Source organism: Hominimerdicola alba (genome assembly GCF_900112155.1).
GTDB classification, from domain to species: Bacteria; Bacillota; Clostridia; order Oscillospirales; family Ruminococcaceae; genus Hominimerdicola; species Hominimerdicola alba_D.
This window is the reverse complement of record NZ_FOKQ01000016.1, coordinates 15807-37836: the sequence shown is the minus strand read 5'-3', so window position 1 is coordinate 37836 and position 22030 is coordinate 15807. Positions and strand designations below refer to the sequence as shown.

Below are 22030 nucleotides of genomic sequence, written 5' to 3'. Positions count from 1 at the left end.
CCTTTCTTCAGAAAGGTTTTCCCCAGTAAGTCCCACACTCCTTAGGATAAACTAACGTTCCCGGCAACAGTCGGCGGGGGATTTTTTTACCAGCCTTGTTCCATCAGCCAGTTGTTCAGGTCTCTTTCTCTGTCCCGCAGAGTTTCCTTGCTTTCGCCCAGCTTGCCGAGCATTTTTTCGCCCACGATACCGCCGTCCACTATGTAGAGGACTCTGCTGCACTTTGCGGCAACTTTCGGGTCATGGGTGACGCACATAACTGTGGTGCCCTCGCTGTTGAGCTTGGTCAGCTCGTCCATAACTTCGTCCGATGTCGCGCGGTTGAGAGCGCCTGTGGGTTCGTCAGCAAATATCATTTTCGGAGAATTTATCATGCTCCTGCAAATGCAGGCTCTCTGCAATTGTCCGCCCGATACCTCGTTGATATCGTTGTTACCGATATCATCTATGCCCAGCTTGCGCATCAGGGCACGTCCTCTTTCCTCGGTCTGCTTGCGGCTCTCGCTGTTCTTCTTTGACTTTACCGCAGGCAGGATTATATTATCCAGCACCGAAAGATTTTTCATCATGTACATCTGCTGAAATATGAATCCCATCTCATCAAGTCTCAGGGAAGCCAGTTCTTTTTCGTTCAGCTCCGTTATCTCTTTTCCGCAGAAATCCACCTTGCCCGCAGTTACTCTGTCCATACCCGAAAGGCAGTAAAGCAGTGTGCTTTTACCCGAGCCCGACGGACCCATCACTGCCACCATCTCCCCCTCTTCAATGGTGAGGTCGATATTTTTCAGTACATTGTTCTGTCGCTTGTTCACTATGTAAGTCTTGCAAAGACCTTTCGCCTGCAAAACAGTTTTCATTTAGGTTTCCTCCCTTATTCGATGGAAGCTGTGTCACTCGCCCTGATAGTTCTTGTGTAAAGTGCAGTCAGCATAGCACCGATAGTCGTTACAAGTATAAGCATTATGGGGCAGATGACGAATATCTCTATGGGGTCGATATCGCATTTCATACCCGAGATATCACCGATCATTGAGCATACAAAATCCATTATGATATTGCTTATTGGCATAAGTACCGCCAGAGATACTATGCAGGCGATCACCGAGACCATAACGAATCTCAGCGTGTGCTGTGCGATTATGCTCCTGCTTGATACGCCAACCGCTTTCATCAGTGCTATCTCGCTCTTTTCCTTTGAGATAAAGCTTCTCTCCATAAGCACAACTATCATGGCTGTAACTATGGCAGTAAGTATCATCATCATTTTCTTGATGGTGTTGAGAGTATCCGATATACCTGTCATTTGTTTTATCATGTCCGATGTGTTGTATATCTTGTCGGTATCAAATACCTCTCTCAGCTTGTCGATATTTTTATTGATGGTCTCCTTGTCGGGTGAACCGTCAAAATGTATCTGTATTCCGCTGGAACTGTTGGGAGAAGCAAACTCTACATCATTATATAACAGCGCCGTGTGACCGCTGCCCATAAATGTGGAGAACTTTCCCGTTACGAGAAATTCTTTTTCTTCGCCGTCGAAATCGGCTTTTATGCGGTCGCCGATACCCGCACCCAGATCATCCATGGCATAGCCTGTCAGCGCTATCTCATCTGATTTGCCTGGCGCACAGCCCTCATCTATGCGGGGCTTGCTGATATTTTCACCCTTGTTCACCCAGTATGTTAAATCAGCGGTCTTGTCATTGTAATATGACTTGCAGTTCTTTCCGAGAGATACAGATACCTGTCCCTGTATACCCTCCTTTTCAAGGGTATCGCTTACGTCTGAGATCAGTTTATTGCAGGCATCTTTATCATCGCCGAACATTTTTCCGATCATCTCAGCGTCCATTATGTGCGCTTCACTTTCGGGGATAGTAAATGCCCACAGTATCTTCTCGCTTTTGAGGGTCAGTGCAAAGTTTGACATCAGCGTAACTATCAGCATACAAAGTGCAAATATCAGTGTTATCAGCCCGAACCTCTTAGGCGCACTCATAACATCGTTGAGTGCCATAAAGCCTGTTGAGGGCAGCTTTGAACTGCCAAGATGTATCATGCTTCTTCTGCCGAATCGCTCACCTGTCTGACCGTTGCGCACAGCGTCAATAGGTGAAAGCTTCTTCACCCTGCGTGTACAAATATAGCAGAATATAAGTATCACAGTCACAACGCCCACACAGCTCACAGCTCCCATTACCGAGCCGTTTTCACTGCCAAGCACCATGTTTTTGGATACTGTTTTCATCATCATATCCTGCAGGGGCATCGAACAGATAAATCCTATTAGCGCACCTGCAACGGATATGGCAAGATATTTTATGATATACATACCGCGTATGCTGCCGCTCTGTATACCCACAGCTTTCATAACACCTATCTCACGGAATTCCTCAGCTATGGTAAAGCCTATTGTAAACCTCAGCACAACGAATGCGGTTATCATCAGCACTATGCTTATAGCCATCATGATATAAGCCGTCAGCATATCATAAAGATAAAGGCTCCTGTGTTGCTCTCTTGTTGAAGCATATACGCTGTCATACTGATCTGCAAGTTCCTCTATGGCATCTGTATCGCTTGTATTTATATACAGCCTCTTTCCATCACCGAGCAAACTTTGCGAAGCGCCGTACTCTTCCAGTGTGGAATAATCCGCAGGATTGACAAGAAGCATCGGGCCTGCAGAGGGGTCTGTGGAGAATAATGCTCCCTTGAAATAGCCCATATACTTTAGGGTAAGCTCTTTTCCGTCAAGCCTTACGGTAACATCATCGCCGTCCTTGATATCAGTGTCGTCAGTGAAGGGGATAGTAGCATAGAATGTGCCCTTTTCAACACTTTCGATGATGTTGTTGTCTTTATCGAAATAGTTCAGCGCCATTTCGGTATCGGCTAACAGGTTTGCTGGATTGATGAAATTTGTGAGCCTTACGCCGTTGTGTATAAATGACTTTGAGCTTGTGATCTCAAAATATTTCTCGGTCTTTATCTCCTTTATCGAGGAAAGCTCATTCAGTTCCTTTTCAAACTCATCATTTTTCTTGCTCAGCGTAACACTGATATCAGGCACGTTTGCCATATCAAAATAATGGTCGATACCGCCTGTTACCGCGATGATGTTGTTCACGCTCGCCGCCGCAAACATCGAACAGAGTATGATGAACAGCAGCAGTATGATATTCATCGTCTTTTTTCGTTTCAGGTCTTTTTTTAAAATTCTGAAAAACATGATTCATTGCCCCTTTTCTATTAGACCTGTCCACTAACCCTGCGTGTGCCCCATGGCAAAAGATTTTGCCATGATGCTAGAATGACGACGACGCAGCATGGTAAAAGATTTTGTCAGGGGTGAGGCGATGGGTTAGGGGACAGGTCTATTGTCTTGTGCTTGGTCTGCACAGTATTGTGTCCGCGCTGACCGAATGCACTGTCCTTTTCTGTGTCTATATGATAGCATATCAATTCTAAAATAATCTTTAACTCATGAAAAAGCCCGAAAAAGGACAAAGAAGCAGGATATCATATATCAATAATATTATCACATTTTTACGCAAATGTAAAGTCCGCGCGGCTACATTCCAAGTATAAATGCCGTGTCCATGCAACAGGATATACATAATAGAAGAGATTTATGTGGAAATATTATACAAACTTTTGATAATATCTTGATTTTATTTGAATTTTCTGTTATTATATATTCATGGAATACGACATATAAATTCATGTCGTTTACTATATATCAGCGATTTACTGATCTTGTGTTTTTTATAAAGTATGGCAGAAAGGGGAAATTTGTTTTGGAAGAGACTTTCTATCAGCTTGAAGAGGGTATGATACCCACGGGGCTTCCCGGCGGGTTCTTTATATACGAAGCCGACTGCAATGAGCGAATACTGTTTGCGGATAAGAACATAGTACATCTGTATGGCTGTGATGACTATGAGGAGTTTATTGACCATGTGGGCGGATCATTCAAGGGTATGGTGCATCCCGATGATCTGCAAAAGATAGAGAACCAGATCAAGGCGCAGACCGTATTCGTCGAAAAACGCCATGACTACGTTCGCTACCGAATACTTACCCGTGACGGCGAAGTGCGTTATATCGAAGATTTCGGGCATATCCTGCACTGGAAGAACGGCAGGAGCTTTTACTATGTTTTCATAGTCGATGTTGATAAAAATGAGTACTTCAACCGCAGCAGAAATTCTTATGCCGAAGCAGAGATACTCTCGGCAGATCAGGAGACCGATCCGCTGACAGGGCTGTTCAATATGTCTTTCTTCTACCAGAAGATCCAGAATATGCTTCAGTTCCCTTACGGCAGGCGGCAGGATCTTTCCTTCGTGCAGTTCGATATCCCAAATTTCAAGCTGTACAACGAGCGTCACGGCTTCAAGCTTGGCGATGAACTGCTGTGCGACCTGGCAAGGACCATCAGCGAGACCTTTGAGGGCGCGACTGTCGCCAGGTTCTCCGACGATCATTTCTTCGTCTGCGATACCGTTGAAAGGGATGAAGTCATCGCCCGCGTGGAAGAAGTATATAAGCGTATGCTGCTGACCGAAGACCTGAATAAAAAGGTCAGGGTAAAGGCAGGCATATATTTCCTTGATGACCGCTATCCCGAAGTCGGCCTTGCCTGTGACCACGCAAGACTTGCCTGCAACAGCGTAAAAAGCAGGCACGATGTCAACTACTGCATATATGACGAAATGCTGAGAGAACGTCTGCGCAGACAGCAGTACGTGGTGGACCATATCGATGAAGCTGTTGAAAAGGATTATATTAAAGTGTTCTATCAGCCGGTCATCAGGGTGAAAACAGGGAAGATATGCGGATATGAAGCCCTTGTCCGCTGGAAAGACCCCAAGGTAGGTCTGCTTTCACCGGGGGATTTCATCGAGACCCTCGAACAGTTCCACCTGATACATATAGTTGACAGGTTCGTGGTGAAAAAAGTGTGCATGGACTATAAAGCCCTCGTTGAAGCGGGCGAACCTGTTGTGCCCGTATCCCTGAATATCTCAAGGCTGGATTTTGAACTCTGCGATATCTTCGGGATAATCGAGAAAACAAGGGCTGAGTACGATGTGCCCAGAGATATGCTGGATATCGAAATAACCGAGAGTGCCCTTAACGATAATGTGGGCTATATCAAAAGCGAATGTGAAAAGATGAGAGCACTGGGCTACCGGATATGGCTGGATGATTTCGGCAGCGGGTATTCTTCGCTGAATACCATAGCCGAGTACGATTTCGATGTACTCAAACTCGACCTCATCTTCCTGAGAAGCTTTGACCGCAATCCCAAAACTGGAACCCTTATGTGCTATATCATGGAAGGTGCAAGGGGTATGGGTCTTCAGCCCCTGTGCGAGGGTGTTGAAACTACTGCACACTATGAATTTCTGAAAAAGGCGGGCTGTGAGCTTGCCCAGGGATTCTACTTCGGTAAGCCGATGCCAATGCAGGAAACAAGAGCATTGACCTGTGCCAAAGGTCTTGAATGGGAGACGGAAAAATAAGCGCCAATGACGCGAGGGGAGCTTTTGATCAAGCTTTTCGCGAAAACAAACCAGCGCCCCCAACAAAACTATAACGCGAATCAAAGCGCGCGGTTTATGCGACTGCGTCGGCATATGCCTCGCGCCAGCAGGCTTGCGGGAGATTGAGGGCAGAGCCCTCAATCACCAAGGCGCGAAAACAAAATGCACAGCGAACAATAAGAGAAAAGCAAACTTCCTCACATAGCAAATATCCGACTATCTCACAACCCACCACAAAAACAAGAGCGTGAACTATCCAAAGTCCACGCTCAAATCATATACAAAATTATAGCCGCACCACAGCACTAAACCTGCTTACCCGACATACCGCTGCCGTTAGCAAACAGCTGAGCCCAGTAAACCGTGCCGTCGGAAGCGCGGTAAGCACCCATGCCCATGTAGGTCTTATTAGCATCAAGTATGCTGGAACGATGGGGTGCGGAATTCATGAAAGCATCACACGCACTCTGAGCGGTATTAAATCCGTAAGCTATGTTCTCCCCCGCGGATGTCACCGATATGCCGTATTCGGCAAGCACAGTAAAACATTCTCTGCCGTCAGGACGATTGTGTCCGTATGACTTGGATATCTCCTGTGCACGCTTTGAGGCAGCCGCACTGAGTTCAGATGAATATAAATAAGCATTCAGCCCACGCGAACGGCGTTCCTTGTTCACCAGAACTGCCAGTTCGTCAGCCAGCTCCTTGTTGATTTTCTGATCGTTGGTCTTGCCGCCTTTGATGAATGCCGCCTGCATCACCAGATCGGTTACATTCACCTTTCCGTCACTGTTGAGATCGGCTTTTTTCTGAGCACTGGCGCTGATCGTCCTTTTGCCCTTGACGAATGCCGCCATCTTCACCAGATCGGTGACATTGATCTTGCCGTCTCCGTTGATATCCACGCCGCGGAATGTCGCAGCGCTCGCCGAAATACAGCCTGCCGACATGACCACAGCAAGAACGAATGCGATCATCTTTTTGAACATATTTACCCCTCCCGGTAACATATGCGATGCCTTAGGGCATCACCATACGCCCAGAAGCATCATAACTCCGGGTATCCATGCCGTGCTGATACCTTCAAATATCTGTAGTAACGGCACGAATCTACCCGTATCCCTTTTCATAATGTCGGTGACGAATGCACTGCCCCACAGAACAGCCCAAAGCCACCATATCACAGCCCAGCGCCAGTCAGCCGATATCCCCAGCGCCGCCGAACCCGTGATGCCCTCAACAATGCCGAATATAACTGCGTTGACAGCTACAAAAGTCGAGAACACCGCAAAAGGTCTGCCCTCAAATCCGAATACGGAATTGAAAGCCACGAACAGATAAGTAAATCCGAACAGCAGTCCCGTGCCCGCCGCATAGTAATTTCCGCGTACAAGGCTAAGAAAGTTTATGAAGACGGAAAGTCCGCCCACAAAAAAGTTTATCACCGCCGCCGATTTTTTATCCGTTCCCATCAGCGTACAAGCACCGTTGCTGATAAGGACTATACCTACAAACAGTAAACATACTCCAAGCATATTATCCCTCCTAATTATGTACATATTATAGTATATTTCACTACAATTGTAAAGGCAGTGCGTAAAATAACATTGAATTTCATTTTCAGAAAACCTTTAAGGAATCTATTATTAACAGTTATTTCCAAACTATCGGCAAAACCGACATAACCAAAGGTGTGACATTGTGCAGATAAATGTTTTTTAGATTAACTCGGACATATTTCTGCAAGAGTTGTACAAAAACGTACAACTTTTCAGCCAAAAACACTGATAGTAGAAAGCACCTCAAAAGGATGTTCATGATGATCCAGACTTGTACGCACGATGGCAGGCAGCCGCTGACTATGACCACGGCATATGAAGCGGCGTGTTATACTGTACAAGAGGCAGGATATCGGCAGCTCCCGCAGAGGTATATATTTCCAAACAAGCGCAGAATGAGGGAAAGTAGTCCCCACATGAGCGCATAATATAAATAACAGCATAAGCTTAAACACCAACACTAATATTTTTGCTTTAACCCCTTGACAAGCGAAAAGAAAAGTGCTATAATGTACACAATATTTTTGAAACGCTATGACCGGGAGAAGTAACTTTGGTATTCACTCACAGAGAGCGCGGGAAAGGTGGGAGCCGCGCAGCAGAGCCTAAGCGAATAACACCCGTGAGCGGCAGACCCAAAGGCATATAGCCAAGTAGGAAAGACGTGTTCCTCACGTTATGAGGATAAGAGTGACAACGCTCGGATAAAAATAGTATCGCACTTTAAGTGTGAACTGCACCGAGCAGTGTAAATCAGGTGGTACCACGAAGCTTATGCTCTCGTCCTGTGTTGGGACGAGGGCATTTTTTAATTCATAATTCATAACACTAAAAGCGAAGCGTTAGTGTGTTCATTAATTGTTGGCAGGACGGAAAGTTCGCGTATTTTTATGTAATTGGTGCGTGGATATATGAATGGCGGTATCATCGGTGTTTAACTCGTGGCTGATACACAAATCACCTCAAAAAGGAGTGCGATGCTGATGAGCGACAGCGACAATGATAATAAAGTAATAAAATGCCTGCGGTGCGAAACTGAGATGGTCGAAGCATATTTTCTGACATATATGTCTTCACAGCCCATAGTTCAGCGCACAAGAAAAGGTGTGCTTTCCGCACCCGTGCAGTCAGGTACAAAATGTATGGTCTGCCGAAACTGCGGCTATATCGAACTAAGGGCAACAGAACCGCACAAGCTTAAATTCAGGACAGAGTAAAGTCCATAGTAAAAAGAAAACACCCCGAGATCAATTCGCAACGCGTGCTGTGATCAAGTATAGCTAAAGCACGAGGGCAGAGAGAACATAGGGCAGAACCAGGGATAATGGCAAACAGCCCCAAAGCTCGACCCCCTCTTGTGACGAAAGTGAACGCAGGTCAAGTTACTGCGCGAGGGCGGAGGTGCGCAGAGGGACATGAGGGCAAAATCTAATTAAATAAAGCATGGCAAACAGCGACCCGCGGCGCGTTGGCGCGAGAGTGAACGCAGCGAGGAACGAGCGTAGAGAACGAAGCGGCAACTTTATCCGCCGCGGCTTCGCGCGGGGTATGGGGCAGAGCCCCATTAGTAATAGGAGGATTAAAAATGAAACACACAGACATTAAAGAAGTATTGACAAACAAGGAATTCATCGGTCAGCAGGTAACTGTATGCGGATGGGTAAGAACTTCCAGAAATTCCAAGAACGTTGCTTTCGTTGAGCTCAACGACGGTACTTCACTGAAAAATGTACAGATAGTTATTGATAAGGCTGACGATCCCGATTATAAGGATCTCCCTCGCGTGGGCTGTTCACTGAAAGTTACAGGTACTCTGGTAGAGGGCAGAAACTCCGCTGAGATCAATGTAACTCCCGCTGATATCGTTATGCTGGGCGACTGCCCACAGGATTATCCCCTCCAGAAGAAGGGTCACACACTGGAATTCCTGCGTACAATGCCCCATCTCCGCGGCAGAACAAACACTTTCAACGCAGTTATGAGGATCCGTTCCGTACTGGCTCAGGCTATCCACCAGTATTATCAGGAGAGAAACTTCGTTTACGTGAACACCCCTCTGATAACAGGTTCTGACTGCGAGGGCGCAGGCGAGATGTTCCGCGTTACGACCATCGGCTATTCCAACGAGTACAAGACCGAGGACGATTACGATGCCGCTGATTTCTTCGGCAGACGCGCAGGCCTTTCCGTTTCGGGTCAGCTTGAGGGCGAAATGGCTGCTACCGCTATGGGTAAGATATATACCTTCGGTCCTTCTTTCAGAGCCGAGAACTCCAACACTCCCAAGCACCTTGCTGAATTCTGGCACGTTGAGCCCGAGATAGCTTTCGCTGAGCTGGAAGACGTTATCGAGGTAGCTGAGGATATGGTAAAGCATGTTATCGGTACCGTACTTGAAAAGTGCCCCGATGAGATAGCTTTCTTTGATGCTCATTTTGAAAAAGGTCTGAAAGCAAGACTTGAAGAACTCATCAGCCACGAATTCGGCAGAGTTACTTATACTGAAGCTATCGAGCTGCTGAAAAAGTCAGGCGAGAAGTTCGTATATCCCGTTGACTGGGGCTGCGACCTCCAGACCGAGCACGAGAGATATCTCTCCGAAAAAGTATTTAAGAAGGCTGTATTCGTTACCGATTACCCCAAGGATATCAAGAGCTTCTACATGAAGCAGAACCCCGACGGCAAGACCGTTGCAGCTGTTGACCTGCTTGTTCCCGGTGTCGGCGAGATTATCGGCGGCAGCGAGAGAGAGGCTGATTACGATAAGCTCATCGCCGCTATGAAGGACAGAAACATGAACCTGGATCTTTACAGCGATTACCTCGACCTGAGAAAGTTCGGTACCGTTCCCCACGGCGGTTTCGGTCTGGGCTTTGAAAGACTTATCATGTACGTAACAGGCGTACAGAACATCAGAGACGTAATAATGTTCCCCAGAACTGTTGGTTCTATCAGATAATTTTTCTTTTACTTTTGTGTTATTGATACGATAGATCGGGATTTGGAGTTGAGATAATATGATAGCAATACACTTCGGACACCTTTGTTTCAACAAGCCGTCAGGCGAGCAAAGTATACTAATGGTTTTAGCTTCAAAAAATGATCACTCCTCAATGGACGATTTCGTTTCAAAAGCATTGATATATCTGGAGACACATGAGGACTTTTGTGATAATTGGTCTGATATGTACAAAAACAGGATATATACACCTATTGATGATGAAGAAAAGAAATGGATGAGATCCCGGTTAGCTGAAATGAGTCAACGTATAAGTATTGCATACGATCCGATCATAAATGCAGTTTATATTATCCCGCCGGAATGGAATGACATTACGATAGGAGTAGAAACTGAATCGGAATATATTTTCTACCAATGGACAACATCAGCTTAGATCCCGATCTGTCACCCTAAAACAGAATAAATATCGTTAAATATAAACAAACCTCTTGACATTCGTGCATTTTAGATGTATAATAAATGCATAGATGAGGAACGAAGATGTTCCGGTCGCATGAGGCGGTCGGATCATCTTTTCTTTTTTTGTAAGAATTGAAAGGTAGTGAACTTATGTCAAAATCACTTTATCTGCCCGAGGGTTATACCCCGGCACTGTCGCTGAGAGAGACTCAGCACGCTATCAAATATATCAAGGACGTTTTCCAGCAGGCACTTTCCATACAGCTGATGCTGGATAGAGTATCCGCTCCCCTTATCGTAAGACACGGCAGCGGTATAAATGATGACCTCAACGGCGTTGAGCGCAAGGTTGATTTCGATATCAAGGAGATAGACGGCGAAGCTGAGGTAGTTCAGTCTCTGGCTAAGTGGAAGAGAATGGCTCTTTACCGCTACGGCTATCAGGCAGGCGAGGGCATTTACACCGATATGAACGCTATCCGCCGCGATGATGATACCGACAACCTGCACTCCATCTTCGTTGACCAGTGGGACTGGGAAAAGGTCATCAGACGTGACCAGCGCACCGAGGAATTCCTGAAAGAGACTGTAAAGTGCGTAGTCAAGGCGATAGTATACACCAAGAGAAAAGTCAGCCTGAGATATCCTCAGCTGAAAAATACTGTAAGCGAGGACGTATTCTTCATCACCACACAGGAGCTTGAAGATATGTACCCCGACAAGACCTCTAAGGAGCGCGAGAAGCTCATCACCAAGGAGCACAAGACCGTATTCATCATGAAGATAGGCGGCAAGCTGAAGAGCGGCGAAAAGCACGACGGCAGAGCACCCGACTATGATGACTGGTCACTCAACGGTGATATCTTCTTCTGGGACGAAGTTCTCGACAACGCTATCGAGATATCCTCAATGGGTATCAGAGTTGACGAAAAGTCTCTGGCATCTCAGCTGAAAGAAGCTGATGCAGAGGACAGGATGCAGTATGACTATCACAAGATGATAGCCAACGGAACCCTGCCCCTCACCATCGGCGGCGGCATCGGTCAGTCAAGACTGTGTATGTTCCTGCTTGAAAAGGCACATATCGGCGAAGTACAGTCCAGCATCTGGCCTGATGACATGATCGAAAAGTGTGCTGAAAATGGTATCACTCTTCTTTGATAGATAAAAATTACCCCGAAGCATTTGATTTGCTTCGGGGGTTTTGTTTTCCGCAGACCTTCACATCATCCCATTCAAATTCGCCATCATCGCCGCACGAACCTCTTCTCCCGGTGTCAGGGGGATGATCTTCTCCTCGGTGATAAGCTCGCATTCCGCCAGAGTGTCAAGGATATCTGCCTTGATATCTGCTATGCAGGGAACATTCGTCAGCACCGCACCACATTCAAAATCGCAGTAAAAGCTTCGGCTGTTGAGATTCACACTGCCCACTGTGGCAACGCGGTCGTCGCTGACGAACAGCTTTGAATGTATGAATCCCGGGGTGAACCTGTAAAGCTTCACTCCCGAATCCACCAAACGCTCATAATGTGTCCTCGCGATAAGCTCCATATACAGCTTGTCGGGCACTCCCGGAACTATCACTATCACCTCAACGCCACGCTCCGCCGCCGAGCATATCGCATCCTCCACCTCGTCATCTATGTTCAGGTACGGCGCTGTGATGTACAGATAATCCTCAGCCGAATCCATTATCTCCAGATAGATCTCCCGAGCCGCATCCACCCCGTCATAAGGCGATTCGCCGTATGGCATTACATAGCCCTCAGCATCAGCAGGTTCCGCCCTGCCGATATACTCAGCGGAGTTTTCAAGCTCAGCGCCGCTATCCCACTGCTCAAAGAAAAGCTCGGTACAGCTGCGCACAGCATCGCCCCGCATAAGTATGGCCGCATCTTTCCACCTGCCGTAGGGCGAATCCACATTTATATATTCGTCCGCCAGATTCACACCGCCCATAAAAGCCGTCTTGCCGTCAATTACAGCCAGCTTGCGGTGGTCGCGCTCGTTGATGCTTACATGGTCCGGTTCGCGGTAAAGCCGACAGTCTATGCCGTAACCTTTCATCTCTTCGCAGAAAGCATCGTTCTGCTGAAATCCGTCGCATAACAGCCTTACATCTACCCCATCGGCTATCTTCTCTGTAAGGATATCAAGTATGCCGCCAAGCATCTCGCCGTCCCTGACTATGAAATACTCCAGAAATATAGTTTCTTCAGCCTGAGCCAGTTCATCAAGCAGAGCTTCGTAAAAGCTCTCCCCGGTGGGGAAATAGCTTACCTCGGTATTGGAATAAACGGGATAACGGCTGTTCGTCAGCAGATAAAATCTGTCACCCGCCCTGTCAAGGATATCAAGCTGTTGCGTGAGATGGGCGGGCATATCGGGACGGACATATACTTCACGCGCCTGAGAACTTTCATCTGCCTTAACAGCAGAACTTACCTCGCCTGCAGAGGATAACTCCTCCACGGAAGATAATACCTCCGACGCCGAAGAACTGCTGTCTTTCACACTGCCGTTCTTTACAGAACCGCAGCCGCAAAGCATCAGCGCCGCCATAATGCCCGATGCAAGTCTCTTTTTCATATATGTCCCCCCTCACTTATCGTTCTGCCGCTTGTTCTTCACCCTCGTCCGATATTCCGTGGGGCTCTCGCCCTTGACTTTCCTGAATTGCCTGACAAAATGTATATCCGATGAATACCCGCACATCTGGGCTATCCTGTTTACGCTGTGGCTGGTGGAGGACAGCAGGTACTCCGCCCTTTCGGTGCGCGCCGCGATGACATCGGTCATTGGTGTCACCCCGAAGAGCTTCTTGTAGCCGTGCTGAAATGAAGAACGGCTCATAGTCATCTCATGGGCAAGCTCTTCAATGTTCCACTTGCGGGCAGGGTCGTTGTATATCTTCGCTCTCAGCACCGACATATCCTCGTAGCCGCTGCCCGTGCCACGCTCGACTGTCCTGTGGAGCTTGTCGCTGAGTTTTAGGAAAAACAGCTTCACCAGCAGGTCGCAGGTATCGGTGGAGTATATCCCGCCCGAGTAATGCTCGTGGCACATCATGCTGATAAGCACCGTCAGCTCCGAAAGACTGTCTATCCTCACAGGGGTATCAAAGGGTATATCCAGCTCTTTCAGAAAATTCTCGTCCTCTGTACTCTCGGGCAGAAAATGGAACCAGTCGTTGCCGTATCGCCCGCCATCCGAGCGGTAACACTGGGGAGTACCCGTCTTGTACAGCATAAACGACCCCGCTTCAGCAGTCTGCTCTCCTTTATCGGTAACAAATACCGCAGAGGTCTTCAGCAGCAGCAAAAGATAATCCCCCGAACCATCGGGACGGTCTATGAAAAAATCGGCATCATGCCAGTGATTGCAGCCTACATTTGTTATGCGCACAGGTATCCCCCCTTTTTTGTATATATTAACATATAATGCAGATTAATTCAAGACGTATTTTCTGTAAATTTTTTAGATTTGCATTATATGTTAACTTAATTGCATTATATGATATTGCGGCGAATAAACAAATCGGGTAAAATATCTATAACAGATAAATAACGACCTACTTGTTTACGGAGGTGACAGCTATGGACAAAATAAAACTCGTAACACTTATAACCGTGCTGGCTATGGCTTCTTCGGGACTGGTCTCCTGCGGACCCGGAAACGGCAAAGATTCCTCACAGGCTGAAAAGAAGGATACTTCTTCAGCCGCCGAAAGTACTGCTGACAGCGATGCTCAGCCCGCAGGCGATACGACTTTGCTCTCAAACGAGGAACTGGCAAGAAGCGGCGAAGTCAGGGATATTTCCGCTATGGAGCTGGTAGCAGAAATGAAGACAGGCTGGAATCTTGGAAATTCCCTCGATGCCACAGGTGCCGCAGGCAACGCATCGGAAGTCAACTGGGGCAACCCCAAGACCACCAAGGAAATGATAGACGCTGTCTATAACAAGGGCTTTGATGTTATCCGAATACCCGTTACCTGGGGCGGTCATGTGGGTGACGGTCCCGATTACAAGATAGACGAAGACTGGCTCGCCCGCGTGCAGGAGGTAGTAAACTACGCCTACGATGACGGCGCTTACGTCATCATAAACTCCCACCACGAGGAAGACTGGCGTATCCCCGATAACGAACATATCGACGCTGTTGATGAAAAGACTGCCGCTATCTGGAAGCAGGTAGCCGAGCGCTTCAAGGATTACGGCGACCATCTGATATTTGAGGGTCTCAACGAACCCCGTGTAAAAGGCTCTCCCGAAGAATGGAACGGCGGCACAGAAGAAGGCAGACGCTGTGTTGAAAGACTCAATCAGACATTCCTTGACACCGTCCGCGCAACAGGCGGCAACAACGAAAAGCGTCTTCTGCTGATGACCACTTATGCATCCTCATGCGGACTTAACGTAATACAGGATACAGCTATCCCCGAGGACGACCACATCGGTTTCTCGATACACGCATATACACCCTATGCATTCACATATAATGCTAATGCTGACTGGGAGCTCTTTGAATGGGATAACTCCCGCGACGGCGAATTGATAACCCTGATGTCCAACCTGAAAGAGAATTACCTCGATAAGGATATTCCCGTTATCATCACCGAATATGGTGCTGTCTGCAAGAACAACAACGACGAAGAGCGTGCAAAATGGGTATCGGCATATATCGAATACGCCGAGATGCTTGGCGGCATACCCTGCGTATGGTGGGATAACGGATACTATTCATCCGGCAACGAGCTTTTCGGTATCTTTGACAGAAACACCTGCACATGGTTCACCGATACCGTCACCGATGCGATAATCGCAAACGCGAAATAAGATCAATATGATCTTATTTAATATACCGATCCATACTTCGGTATATTAATGGATATTTATTGAGATATGTTCTTCCTCTGCCGTAAGCGGGGGAAAGAATACATCCGATTATTTGATGTATTGTGCCAATGAGATAATTTATATGATAAGCAAAAGCAAAAACCGACAGACGGGATAACCCGCTGTCGGTCATTGCTTTGTCCAACAAATATTTAATCAGGGGAAGTTTATCAGTAAACTGCTTCAATGCTCCAGAGCTGGTTAGCACCGCCTGTGTATCTCCACTGGAGAACGTTAGCGTTGTCGTTCTTGGACTTGCCTTCAACGTCCAGAGCCTTGCCGCTGCCCTTGTTGATGAGCGCATAGTTGTTGCCGACTTTTCTCAGCTCCCACTTCTGTGCGTCACCGCCGTTTGCACTGCACTGCTGAACGTTTGCACCGTCGTCCTTGCTGCCCCATGCCACATCAAGCACCTTGCCGCTGTTAGCGCACTTGATCACATAGTAGCCGTCCCACTGCTTCTCAAGATACCACTTCTGGTTCTCGTAGCCGCTGTATCTGTACTGAAGAACGTTAGCGCCGTCATCCTTGCTGCCCCAGCTTACATCCAGAGCCTTACCGCTGTTAACGGACTTGATAGCGTACTTCTGTGTGCTGTTGAAATTGCCGCCGTTATTGGTGGTCTGCTGATTGTTGTTATTGTTGTTATTATTGTTGTAGTTCTGGTTATTGTTCTGAGTATTGGTGTTTGTCTGCTGCTGAGTATTGCCTGTAGGAGCAGTGTAGGAGATCCAGTCATACTGTGCAGTCAGAGGAGCTCTGCCGTTGAAGTGGTTGAGCCACTCATCAACGCCTGTGCCGTTCCAAACATTCATCATGATCTTGCCGGGTGTCTGGGGGATATCCCTGTAAGCTGTGTATACAGGCTTCTTGTCAACATACCAGGTGATGCTGGTGCTGTCCCAGTAGAAACCGTATTGGTGGAAGCTCTGTGAAGCGTCAAAGCCCAGGTTGTAGAGATACTCGTGGTTGCCCTGACCCTTGGTGTAGTAGTTGAACTGTACCTGATTGGTGTTCTTGCCCAGGAACTCGATATCGATCTCGTCCCATACAGTGCCGTCGGTAGGACCTGTGTAGGTGAAGAATGAGCTTACAACGCCGTCATTCTTGATGGGCTTCATGCTTACATCATACATACCGAAACCGAAAGTCTGGGTAGTACGGTACTCAGCGCCCTGATAGCCCTGCCAGCTGTTGCCTGTGATGGAAAGGTTCATCTTGCCGCCTGAGAACTGAACATTGTTCTTGCTCCAGGTGCAGTCGAACATTCCGCCGTTGGACCAGCCGTCGGAAGCCTCCATAGTGCCCCACTCATAGCTGTCAAAACCTGTGCCGAAATAGCTGCCTGTGAAACGCTGTGCAGCATTTACATTCATCATCATTCCCGCAGACATAGCTGCTGCTGTCAGAAAACTAATAATCCTTTTTACTTTCATTTGAAATACCTCCACTTCTGAATTGTACATTCATTACATAAGTTTGTTGGTTTTTCTGCTTAATTTGTCCTTAATGACAACTTCATTATATCATTGAACTTTTGGAATTTATATTAAAAACCAATAACTATATATCAAAAATCGAATATGGTAAAAAATACCACATTAGATTTTCGATACTTTTTTATGTATTTTTGATATTTTTTGACTATTTCCTCTATCCCCGAAAAATATGCCTTTCAACGATATTGGTCGTCAACATTGACATTTTAGTGATCGAATGTTATAATATATATTATAAAGTATATAGTTAATTATTCAATTAAAACAGAAAGGTCGTTAAGCGATGCGTCATCATCTGTATAACCCCGATTTTACTTTCGTCCGCCCCCCGGAGGACTTCGATAAATATACCGACAGAGAGCTTTTGCAGTACTGCCTGGGCGCTACTATGTATATGCCAGGCACCAAGGATTTTACCCCGAAGATACTCAGCGGCGCTATGCCCGGGCTTACCACAGTCGTGCTTTGCTTTGAGGACGCCTGCCCCGAGGAAAGCGTTGAAGCCGCCGAGCAGAACGTCTACCGCCTGCTGGATACAGTGGCATTCGCCGCCGAAGAGGGTACACTTTCCCCCGATAATATACCGCTGATATTTGTCAGAACAAGAAACCCCGAACAGTTCAGGCACTTTGCCGCAGGGCTGAACAAACGCAGGTCAAGGGCGCTGTGCGGTATAAATTTCCCAAAATTCAATGCCGAAAACGGCGAGGAATATTTCGCATACCTTAAAGAACTCAACGAAAAACTGGACGATGTCCTCTATGGTATGCCCATTATCGAAAGCCCCGAGGTAGCCTATAAAGAAAGCCGTATGACCGAACTTCTGGGCATAAAAAATATACTCGATAAATACCGCGACCTGGTACTGCAGGTGCGTGTGGGCGGCACGGATTTCTCCTCGGTATTCGGGGTAAGGCGCGGCGTTGACCATTCAATATACGATATACTCACCGTCCGTGAATGCCTGTGTGATATCATCAACGTCTGCGGAAGAAATAATGACTACGTCATATCAGGTCCTGTCTGGGAATATTTCCGCGCCCCGAAAGAGCTGATGTTCGGCGAACTGCCCACCCATAGCCTTGATGACTGCCTGCTGAAAAGACATACTATTGTTAATAACGAGGTGGACGGTCTTCTCCGCGAAGTCATACTGGATAAAGCAAACGGCTTCATCGGAAGAACAGTTATCCACCCCTCCCATGTCAGATTCGTAAATGCACTTATGGCTGTCACAAAAGAGGAATATGACGATGCCTGCATGATACTGGGCAATAAAGCAGGCGGCGTTGTGAAAGGCTCGGGCAGCAATAAGATGAACGAGATACGCCCCCATACCAACTGGGCAATCAAAATATACATGAGAGCCCGAGCTTTCGGAGTTATTGAGAATCAGAGAGCTTATGTGAAGCTGTTCTCTGAAGATGGGAACGGGGATAAATAATCGCGGCAGCAAAGCAGAGCATTAAACAAAGCTATGCCTCTCGGTCAAGGTGCAAAGCCAAAATGTACAGCGAACTAGAAGAGCATAGCAAACTCCCGACCAAGTAGGCGCGGCAATTAAAGAGTTCAGAGCGTGGACAAAAAACGTCCACGCTCTTTCTATACGCGTAAATATATTGCCGCGCCCGCTGTCAAACAGCGAAGCCACAGCCGACGCAGTCGCTGTTATTTGACAGCTCGACCCGAGGAACGAGGGGCGAAAGCTCGCAAAATATCGCACACAGCAAATATCCGACTATCCCAACAGCGACCGATTGATCTAATCCCAAAATGCTTAGTGGCAAAACTTATATAGGTATCCTACTGCCGTTTACGGGCTTTTTGGGGTGCTTGGCAAGAGATATTTGAAGACTAAAGCCTATCGCTCAAAGCCCGAAAATACGATATTTCACAAAAATCGTGTGATGATTTTGAAGACGAAAACGGAGAATAGAATGGAATTGTCCTGGAATTTACACAGTATGTTTTTCGAAACTCGTATTATCGATATATTCAGAACGCTTAGCACTTGTGGAAATATGTGGTCATATCCGGATCTATCTCAGGACTAAATCTCAACAACGTTCGGGATGACTGTGTATAAATTAGTAATTGATCGGCATTAATATTCGGTGAATTGTGGATTGCATTCGATTCATACCTTGACAGCTGCATTCCGGAATGGTATAATATCTAACGTTCGAATAATTATATTATGGAATAAAAAATTGTCTGGTAAAGGAATAAAAGGATGTATGTATGAGTTAAAAGTTTGTGGAAAAAAAGAGGAGCATATAGACTTCTTGGAAATAGAACAGATGATGGATAGATTATCCGGAAAACCTTTGAAAGGACACACAAATGACTATATATGATATTTTAAAACAAACTGAATTTGCTGAGATATCTGAAAGGATACAGAAATTTTATGGCTCTAAAGATATAGATAAATACGCTGAACTATATAATAAGCTGCTTTCTATTACACCGAATCATAAACATAAGAAATTTACTGTATATATATCTGCTTTTAGGATTACCGATTCAGTTGAAGACGAATATGTCGAACATTTTGACGAAAACGACACATCACTATATTATGATGTCAGTGGTGTATACGATGATTCAGATGAAGTATATTCTATTTCAACTTGTTTTTATGCAGATTTTTTACAGTATAGTATAGATGATACAACATTGAAAAACTATTCATACTCAACAATATTAGCACATTGTTTTTGGGAAATAACTGCATATGGGTTTGATAGGCAGTAAAAGCATGAAGCAATTTTATCAGCATTCAATTATAATCGCCAATTGAAAAGAGTTCCTTATAGGGGCTCTTTTCTTTATGCAGTAAATTCACAGTCAGCATAAAACCCTACGCACTGCAAGATCAATTTATCCTCTGCCGATCGACCTTTCATCGCAAGTTCGCAAAACTGTCGTATTTCAAACTGTATTCTCCAAAATATGCTTGTTTTGCGACCTCACACCGCATTAGGGTGGAGCTCGTCAGGAAAGAAACAAGAGCCGTTACCGCAGTAACAGCTCTTTGATATATACTTCAAATTTAACCGATGATAGCTCTGAAACAGCGCGTAATTATTTCACTACATCGCCTGTCCAGTCTATTATACCGCCAAACTCGTACACATGAGTATAACCCATATCGAACAGCTTCTGCGATGCTTCCTTGCTTCTTCTGCCGCTTCGGCAGTACACAAGTATCACCTGATCAAGGTCGGGAAGTTCGGCGGGCAGAGTATCCGTTATGCTCTCATTCGGGATACATATCGCATTTGGGATATGCCCCTCGTCGTATTCGTCCTGCCTTCTCACATCAACGATAATGTGCGGATCATTCGCTTCCATCATCTTTTTTGCTTCCTCCTGAGATATCTGAGTATAGCTTTGAGCCGTACTGTCACTGGCGTAAGATACCGTGTTTGACGAACTTTCGCCGACAGTTGTCTTTTCACTGGAAACGGTTTTATTTTCAGATGAGCGCACATTATTCGCGCAGCCTGTAAGCAGGATAATTACGCAGGAAATGAACATCAGCCTTTTCATTCTACAGAATTTCCTTTCCTCATTATCATAATAAAGATCGCCGCGATAAGCACACGATCTTTAAGTATGCTGAAAGTTAATGTGATTTGTTAGTCACTTTTGGTTTTGTATTTAGATAATTATATCATACTTCACCGGTACCGTCAACTGACGGAGAGGTATGTGAGTATTATCAGTTTGTTCTCACAGGACTTGGTGACATCATTGCGCTCATAATTTAATTGCTATTGCTTCATAACATAGTTTGTGATATAATACTTATAAAATAACAAGTGTAGCGGTAATGATAATATATTTATGATCAGGTCAGAAACAGAACGGTGATATAAAACACTTCTCAAAAATATGTTCACATACAGGAGGGTCCCAATGCGTAAACAAGCTCTTATAATGATGATTTTGTCTGCTGTTATCCTTGAACCTTGCGTTCATGCCTATGCCATTGAACAGCCTGCTGGCGGTATCAGTTACGGTTACGATTATTTTGCATCCGAAGATAACGGCGATTTAAAACAAAGCTTTTACAGCAAACTTTTTGACATTTCTACGGAGCTTTACAACGACAGCAGAGATCTTTCAGAATATAAGGGCTACTATATTATAGAAAGAGTAAACTATGCCGAGTATGATCTGACAAAGGACGAAGCAAAGGAGATCTACTTTACGCTGCGAAATGATGAACCTCTGTTTTATTTTCTATCGCCGACAGTAGGCATAGAAAAGGATGAGCTTCTCATAATATCCTCTCCGAAATATGTTTCAGGCAGCGAACGTGCCATGCTTCAGCAGATGATAGAAGACTATATTCTGGAACAGACTGGGTCGCTTCAAGATCTACCTACTGTATATGAACGTGCAGAAGCTTATTACAATACCCTTGTTAACAGTGTCGATTTTGCTTACAATGGCAGCAAGCCGTCTTCCGACCCTGAGGCGCATAATATAATCGGAGTGATCAAGAATAACAGCGGAGTATGTGAAGCTTATGCCAGGACATTCCAGCTGATAATGAACTGCTGCGGTGCAGAATGTCTCACTGTTGCGGGGACAGCTAAAGGCGATGGTCACGCATGGGATATACTTAGATTGGATGACGGAGAATACTATTGTTTTGATCCGACCTGGGATGATCTCCTGGGCGAACGCGAATATTTTGCTGACGGCAGTGAACATTTTTCCAAAGAACACGAGCCCTACACTCCGGATGGAAAAGGTTCGAAGTTCCAATGTGAACTTCCGGAGATATCTTCTCAGGCTTTCGACTATACAGCATATATTCAGAATAATTTTTCGCGGGGAGATATTGATCTCGACGGCAGTACGGATGTTACCGATATGGTAAAGCTTAGTGCACATATAAAAGGTAAGCGTCTGCTGAACAAATATGCTTTATCCAGAGCTGATCTGAATGGCGATGGCAGAATAAACATAACGGATATCGTAAAGCTGGCAGCACATCTGAAAGGATTACGCCCTACTGGACGAATATGTTATAGAATAAAAAATGCGCTTCCGTTTTTCGGAAGCGCATTTTGAAATTATA

The 22030-nt window shown here is 45.9% G+C and carries 18 protein-coding genes and 1 other annotated feature; of the genes, 10 read left to right on the top strand and 8 right to left on the bottom strand.

Annotated elements, in window-relative coordinates; genetic code table 11:
* Positions 1 to 86 precede the first annotated feature (86 nt).
* A complete protein-coding gene (locus tag BM265_RS10125) occupies positions 87 to 857 on the bottom strand; it encodes an ABC transporter ATP-binding protein (protein ID WP_074961486.1) in 771 nt (256 codons plus the stop codon).
* A 14-nt stretch (positions 858 to 871) separates the two neighbouring features.
* Positions 872 to 3187 carry an ABC transporter permease gene (locus BM265_RS10120; RefSeq protein WP_207646977.1) on the bottom strand — a complete coding sequence of 772 codons (2316 nt, stop codon included), beginning with the start codon at positions 3185 to 3187 and terminating at the stop codon, positions 872 to 874.
* Positions 3188 to 3800: 613 nt separating this feature from the next.
* On the opposite strand from BM265_RS10120, the gene BM265_RS10115 reads away from it, so the two are divergent.
* Complete coding sequence (locus BM265_RS10115) at positions 3801 to 5531, top strand: GGDEF and EAL domain-containing protein (RefSeq protein ID WP_074961482.1); 1731 nt, start codon at positions 3801 to 3803, stop codon at positions 5529 to 5531.
* Between the two features lie 326 nt (positions 5532 to 5857).
* Here the strand turns inward: BM265_RS10115 and BM265_RS10110 are convergent, their stop codons facing one another.
* Positions 5858 to 6541, bottom strand: coding sequence for a CAP domain-containing protein (locus BM265_RS10110; protein WP_074961480.1), 684 nt, complete (start codon positions 6539 to 6541; stop codon positions 5858 to 5860).
* Positions 6542 to 6580: 39 nt separating this feature from the next.
* Complete coding sequence (locus BM265_RS10105; protein WP_074961478.1) at positions 6581 to 7087, bottom strand: AmiS/UreI family transporter; 507 nt, start codon at positions 7085 to 7087, stop codon at positions 6581 to 6583.
* Between the two features lie 549 nt (positions 7088 to 7636).
* Positions 7637 to 7902 (top strand) — a binding site (T-box leader).
* 192 nt (positions 7903 to 8094) lie between these two features.
* On the opposite strand from BM265_RS10105, the gene BM265_RS10100 reads away from it, so the two are divergent.
* The 4 genes from BM265_RS10100 (at position 8095) to asnA (ending at position 11693) form a co-directional block, all read left to right on the top strand.
* Entirely contained in the window at positions 8095 to 8328 is a 234-nt protein-coding gene (locus tag BM265_RS10100) for a hypothetical protein (RefSeq protein WP_074961476.1), read from the top strand.
* Positions 8329 to 8696: 368 nt separating this feature from the next.
* On the top strand, positions 8697 to 10070 hold the full coding sequence (gene asnS, locus BM265_RS10095) for an asparagine--tRNA ligase (RefSeq protein ID WP_074961474.1): 1374 nt from the start codon (positions 8697 to 8699) through the stop codon (positions 10068 to 10070).
* A 154-nt stretch (positions 10071 to 10224) separates the two neighbouring features.
* Positions 10225 to 10506 (top strand): hypothetical protein, encoded by a 282-nt coding sequence (locus BM265_RS10090; protein ID WP_207646976.1) that lies wholly within the window; start codon positions 10225 to 10227, stop codon positions 10504 to 10506.
* Between the two features lie 176 nt (positions 10507 to 10682).
* Entirely contained in the window at positions 10683 to 11693 is a 1011-nt protein-coding gene (asnA, locus tag BM265_RS10085) for an aspartate--ammonia ligase (RefSeq protein ID WP_074961471.1), read from the top strand.
* 60 nt (positions 11694 to 11753) lie between these two features.
* Here asnA and BM265_RS10080 read toward each other — a convergent pair whose 3' ends face one another.
* The gene (locus BM265_RS10080; RefSeq protein ID WP_074961469.1) at positions 11754 to 13124 is read right to left on the bottom strand and encodes a phospholipase D-like domain-containing protein; all 1371 of its coding nucleotides are present in this window, start codon (positions 13122 to 13124) and stop codon (positions 11754 to 11756) included.
* A 12-nt stretch (positions 13125 to 13136) separates the two neighbouring features.
* Positions 13137 to 13940 carry an AraC family transcriptional regulator gene (locus tag BM265_RS10075; protein ID WP_074961468.1) on the bottom strand — a complete coding sequence of 268 codons (804 nt, stop codon included), beginning with the start codon at positions 13938 to 13940 and terminating at the stop codon, positions 13137 to 13139.
* A 191-nt stretch (positions 13941 to 14131) separates the two neighbouring features.
* Here BM265_RS10075 and BM265_RS10070 point away from each other — a divergent pair, with 191 nt between their 5' ends.
* Positions 14132 to 15373 (top strand): glycoside hydrolase family 5 protein, encoded by a 1242-nt coding sequence (locus BM265_RS10070; RefSeq protein WP_074961466.1) that lies wholly within the window; start codon positions 14132 to 14134, stop codon positions 15371 to 15373.
* A 230-nt stretch (positions 15374 to 15603) separates the two neighbouring features.
* Here the strand turns inward: BM265_RS10070 and bglS are convergent, their stop codons facing one another.
* A complete protein-coding gene (gene bglS, locus BM265_RS21005) occupies positions 15604 to 16869 on the bottom strand; it encodes a beta-glucanase (RefSeq protein ID WP_074961464.1) in 1266 nt (421 codons plus the stop codon).
* A 346-nt stretch (positions 16870 to 17215) separates the two neighbouring features.
* Here bglS and BM265_RS10060 point away from each other — a divergent pair, with 346 nt between their 5' ends.
* The 3 genes from BM265_RS10060 to BM265_RS10050 all read left to right on the top strand — a co-directional run bounded on the left by BM265_RS10060 (position 17216) and on the right by BM265_RS10050 (position 19689).
* Positions 17216 to 18376 carry an HpcH/HpaI aldolase/citrate lyase family protein gene (locus BM265_RS10060; RefSeq protein ID WP_074961462.1) on the top strand — a complete coding sequence of 387 codons (1161 nt, stop codon included), beginning with the start codon at positions 17216 to 17218 and terminating at the stop codon, positions 18374 to 18376.
* Positions 18377 to 19142: 766 nt separating this feature from the next.
* Complete coding sequence (locus BM265_RS20075; RefSeq protein WP_177219570.1) at positions 19143 to 19289, top strand: hypothetical protein; 147 nt, start codon at positions 19143 to 19145, stop codon at positions 19287 to 19289.
* Entirely contained in the window at positions 19276 to 19689 is a 414-nt protein-coding gene (locus tag BM265_RS10050) for a DUF6557 family protein (RefSeq protein WP_074961458.1), read from the top strand. Before BM265_RS20075 ends, BM265_RS10050 begins: the two co-directional genes overlap by 14 nt.
* Positions 19690 to 20019: 330 nt before the next feature.
* Here BM265_RS10050 and BM265_RS10045 read toward each other — a convergent pair whose 3' ends face one another.
* Entirely contained in the window at positions 20020 to 20487 is a 468-nt protein-coding gene (locus BM265_RS10045; RefSeq protein WP_074961456.1) for a rhodanese-like domain-containing protein, read from the bottom strand.
* Positions 20488 to 20856: 369 nt separating this feature from the next.
* On the opposite strand from BM265_RS10045, the gene BM265_RS20655 reads away from it, so the two are divergent.
* Positions 20857 to 22023 carry a transglutaminase domain-containing protein gene (locus BM265_RS20655; protein ID WP_074961454.1) on the top strand — a complete coding sequence of 389 codons (1167 nt, stop codon included), beginning with the start codon at positions 20857 to 20859 and terminating at the stop codon, positions 22021 to 22023.
* The last annotated feature ends 7 nt before the right edge of the window (positions 22024 to 22030 follow it).

Excerpts from the sequence above, each read along its gene's own strand:
- BM265_RS10125 (WP_074961486.1), bottom strand. The coding sequence starts at position 857 with ATGAAAACTGTTTTGCAGGCGAAAGGTCTTTGCAAGACTTACATAGTG.
- BM265_RS10120 (WP_207646977.1), bottom strand. The coding sequence starts at position 3,187 with ATGAATATCATACTGCTGCTGTTCATCATACTCTGTTCGATGTTTGCG.
- BM265_RS10110 (WP_074961480.1), bottom strand. The coding sequence starts at position 6,541 with ATGTTCAAAAAGATGATCGCATTCGTTCTTGCTGTGGTCATGTCGGCA.
- BM265_RS10105 (WP_074961478.1), bottom strand. The coding sequence starts at position 7,087 with ATGCTTGGAGTATGTTTACTGTTTGTAGGTATAGTCCTTATCAGCAAC.
- BM265_RS10100 (WP_074961476.1), top strand. The coding sequence starts at position 8,095 with ATGAGCGACAGCGACAATGATAATAAAGTAATAAAATGCCTGCGGTGC.
- asnS (WP_074961474.1), top strand. The coding sequence starts at position 8,697 with ATGAAACACACAGACATTAAAGAAGTATTGACAAACAAGGAATTCATC.
- BM265_RS10090 (WP_207646976.1), top strand. The coding sequence starts at position 10,225 with ATGGACGATTTCGTTTCAAAAGCATTGATATATCTGGAGACACATGAG.
- asnA (WP_074961471.1), top strand. The coding sequence starts at position 10,683 with ATGTCAAAATCACTTTATCTGCCCGAGGGTTATACCCCGGCACTGTCG.
- BM265_RS10080 (WP_074961469.1), bottom strand. The coding sequence starts at position 13,124 with ATGAAAAAGAGACTTGCATCGGGCATTATGGCGGCGCTGATGCTTTGC.
- BM265_RS10070 (WP_074961466.1), top strand. The coding sequence starts at position 14,132 with ATGGACAAAATAAAACTCGTAACACTTATAACCGTGCTGGCTATGGCT.
- bglS (WP_074961464.1), bottom strand. The coding sequence starts at position 16,869 with ATGAAAGTAAAAAGGATTATTAGTTTTCTGACAGCAGCAGCTATGTCT.
- BM265_RS10060 (WP_074961462.1), top strand. The coding sequence starts at position 17,216 with ATGCGTCATCATCTGTATAACCCCGATTTTACTTTCGTCCGCCCCCCG.
- BM265_RS10050 (WP_074961458.1), top strand. The coding sequence starts at position 19,276 with ATGACTATATATGATATTTTAAAACAAACTGAATTTGCTGAGATATCT.
- BM265_RS10045 (WP_074961456.1), bottom strand. The coding sequence starts at position 20,487 with ATGAAAAGGCTGATGTTCATTTCCTGCGTAATTATCCTGCTTACAGGC.
- BM265_RS20655 (WP_074961454.1), top strand. The coding sequence starts at position 20,857 with ATGCGTAAACAAGCTCTTATAATGATGATTTTGTCTGCTGTTATCCTT.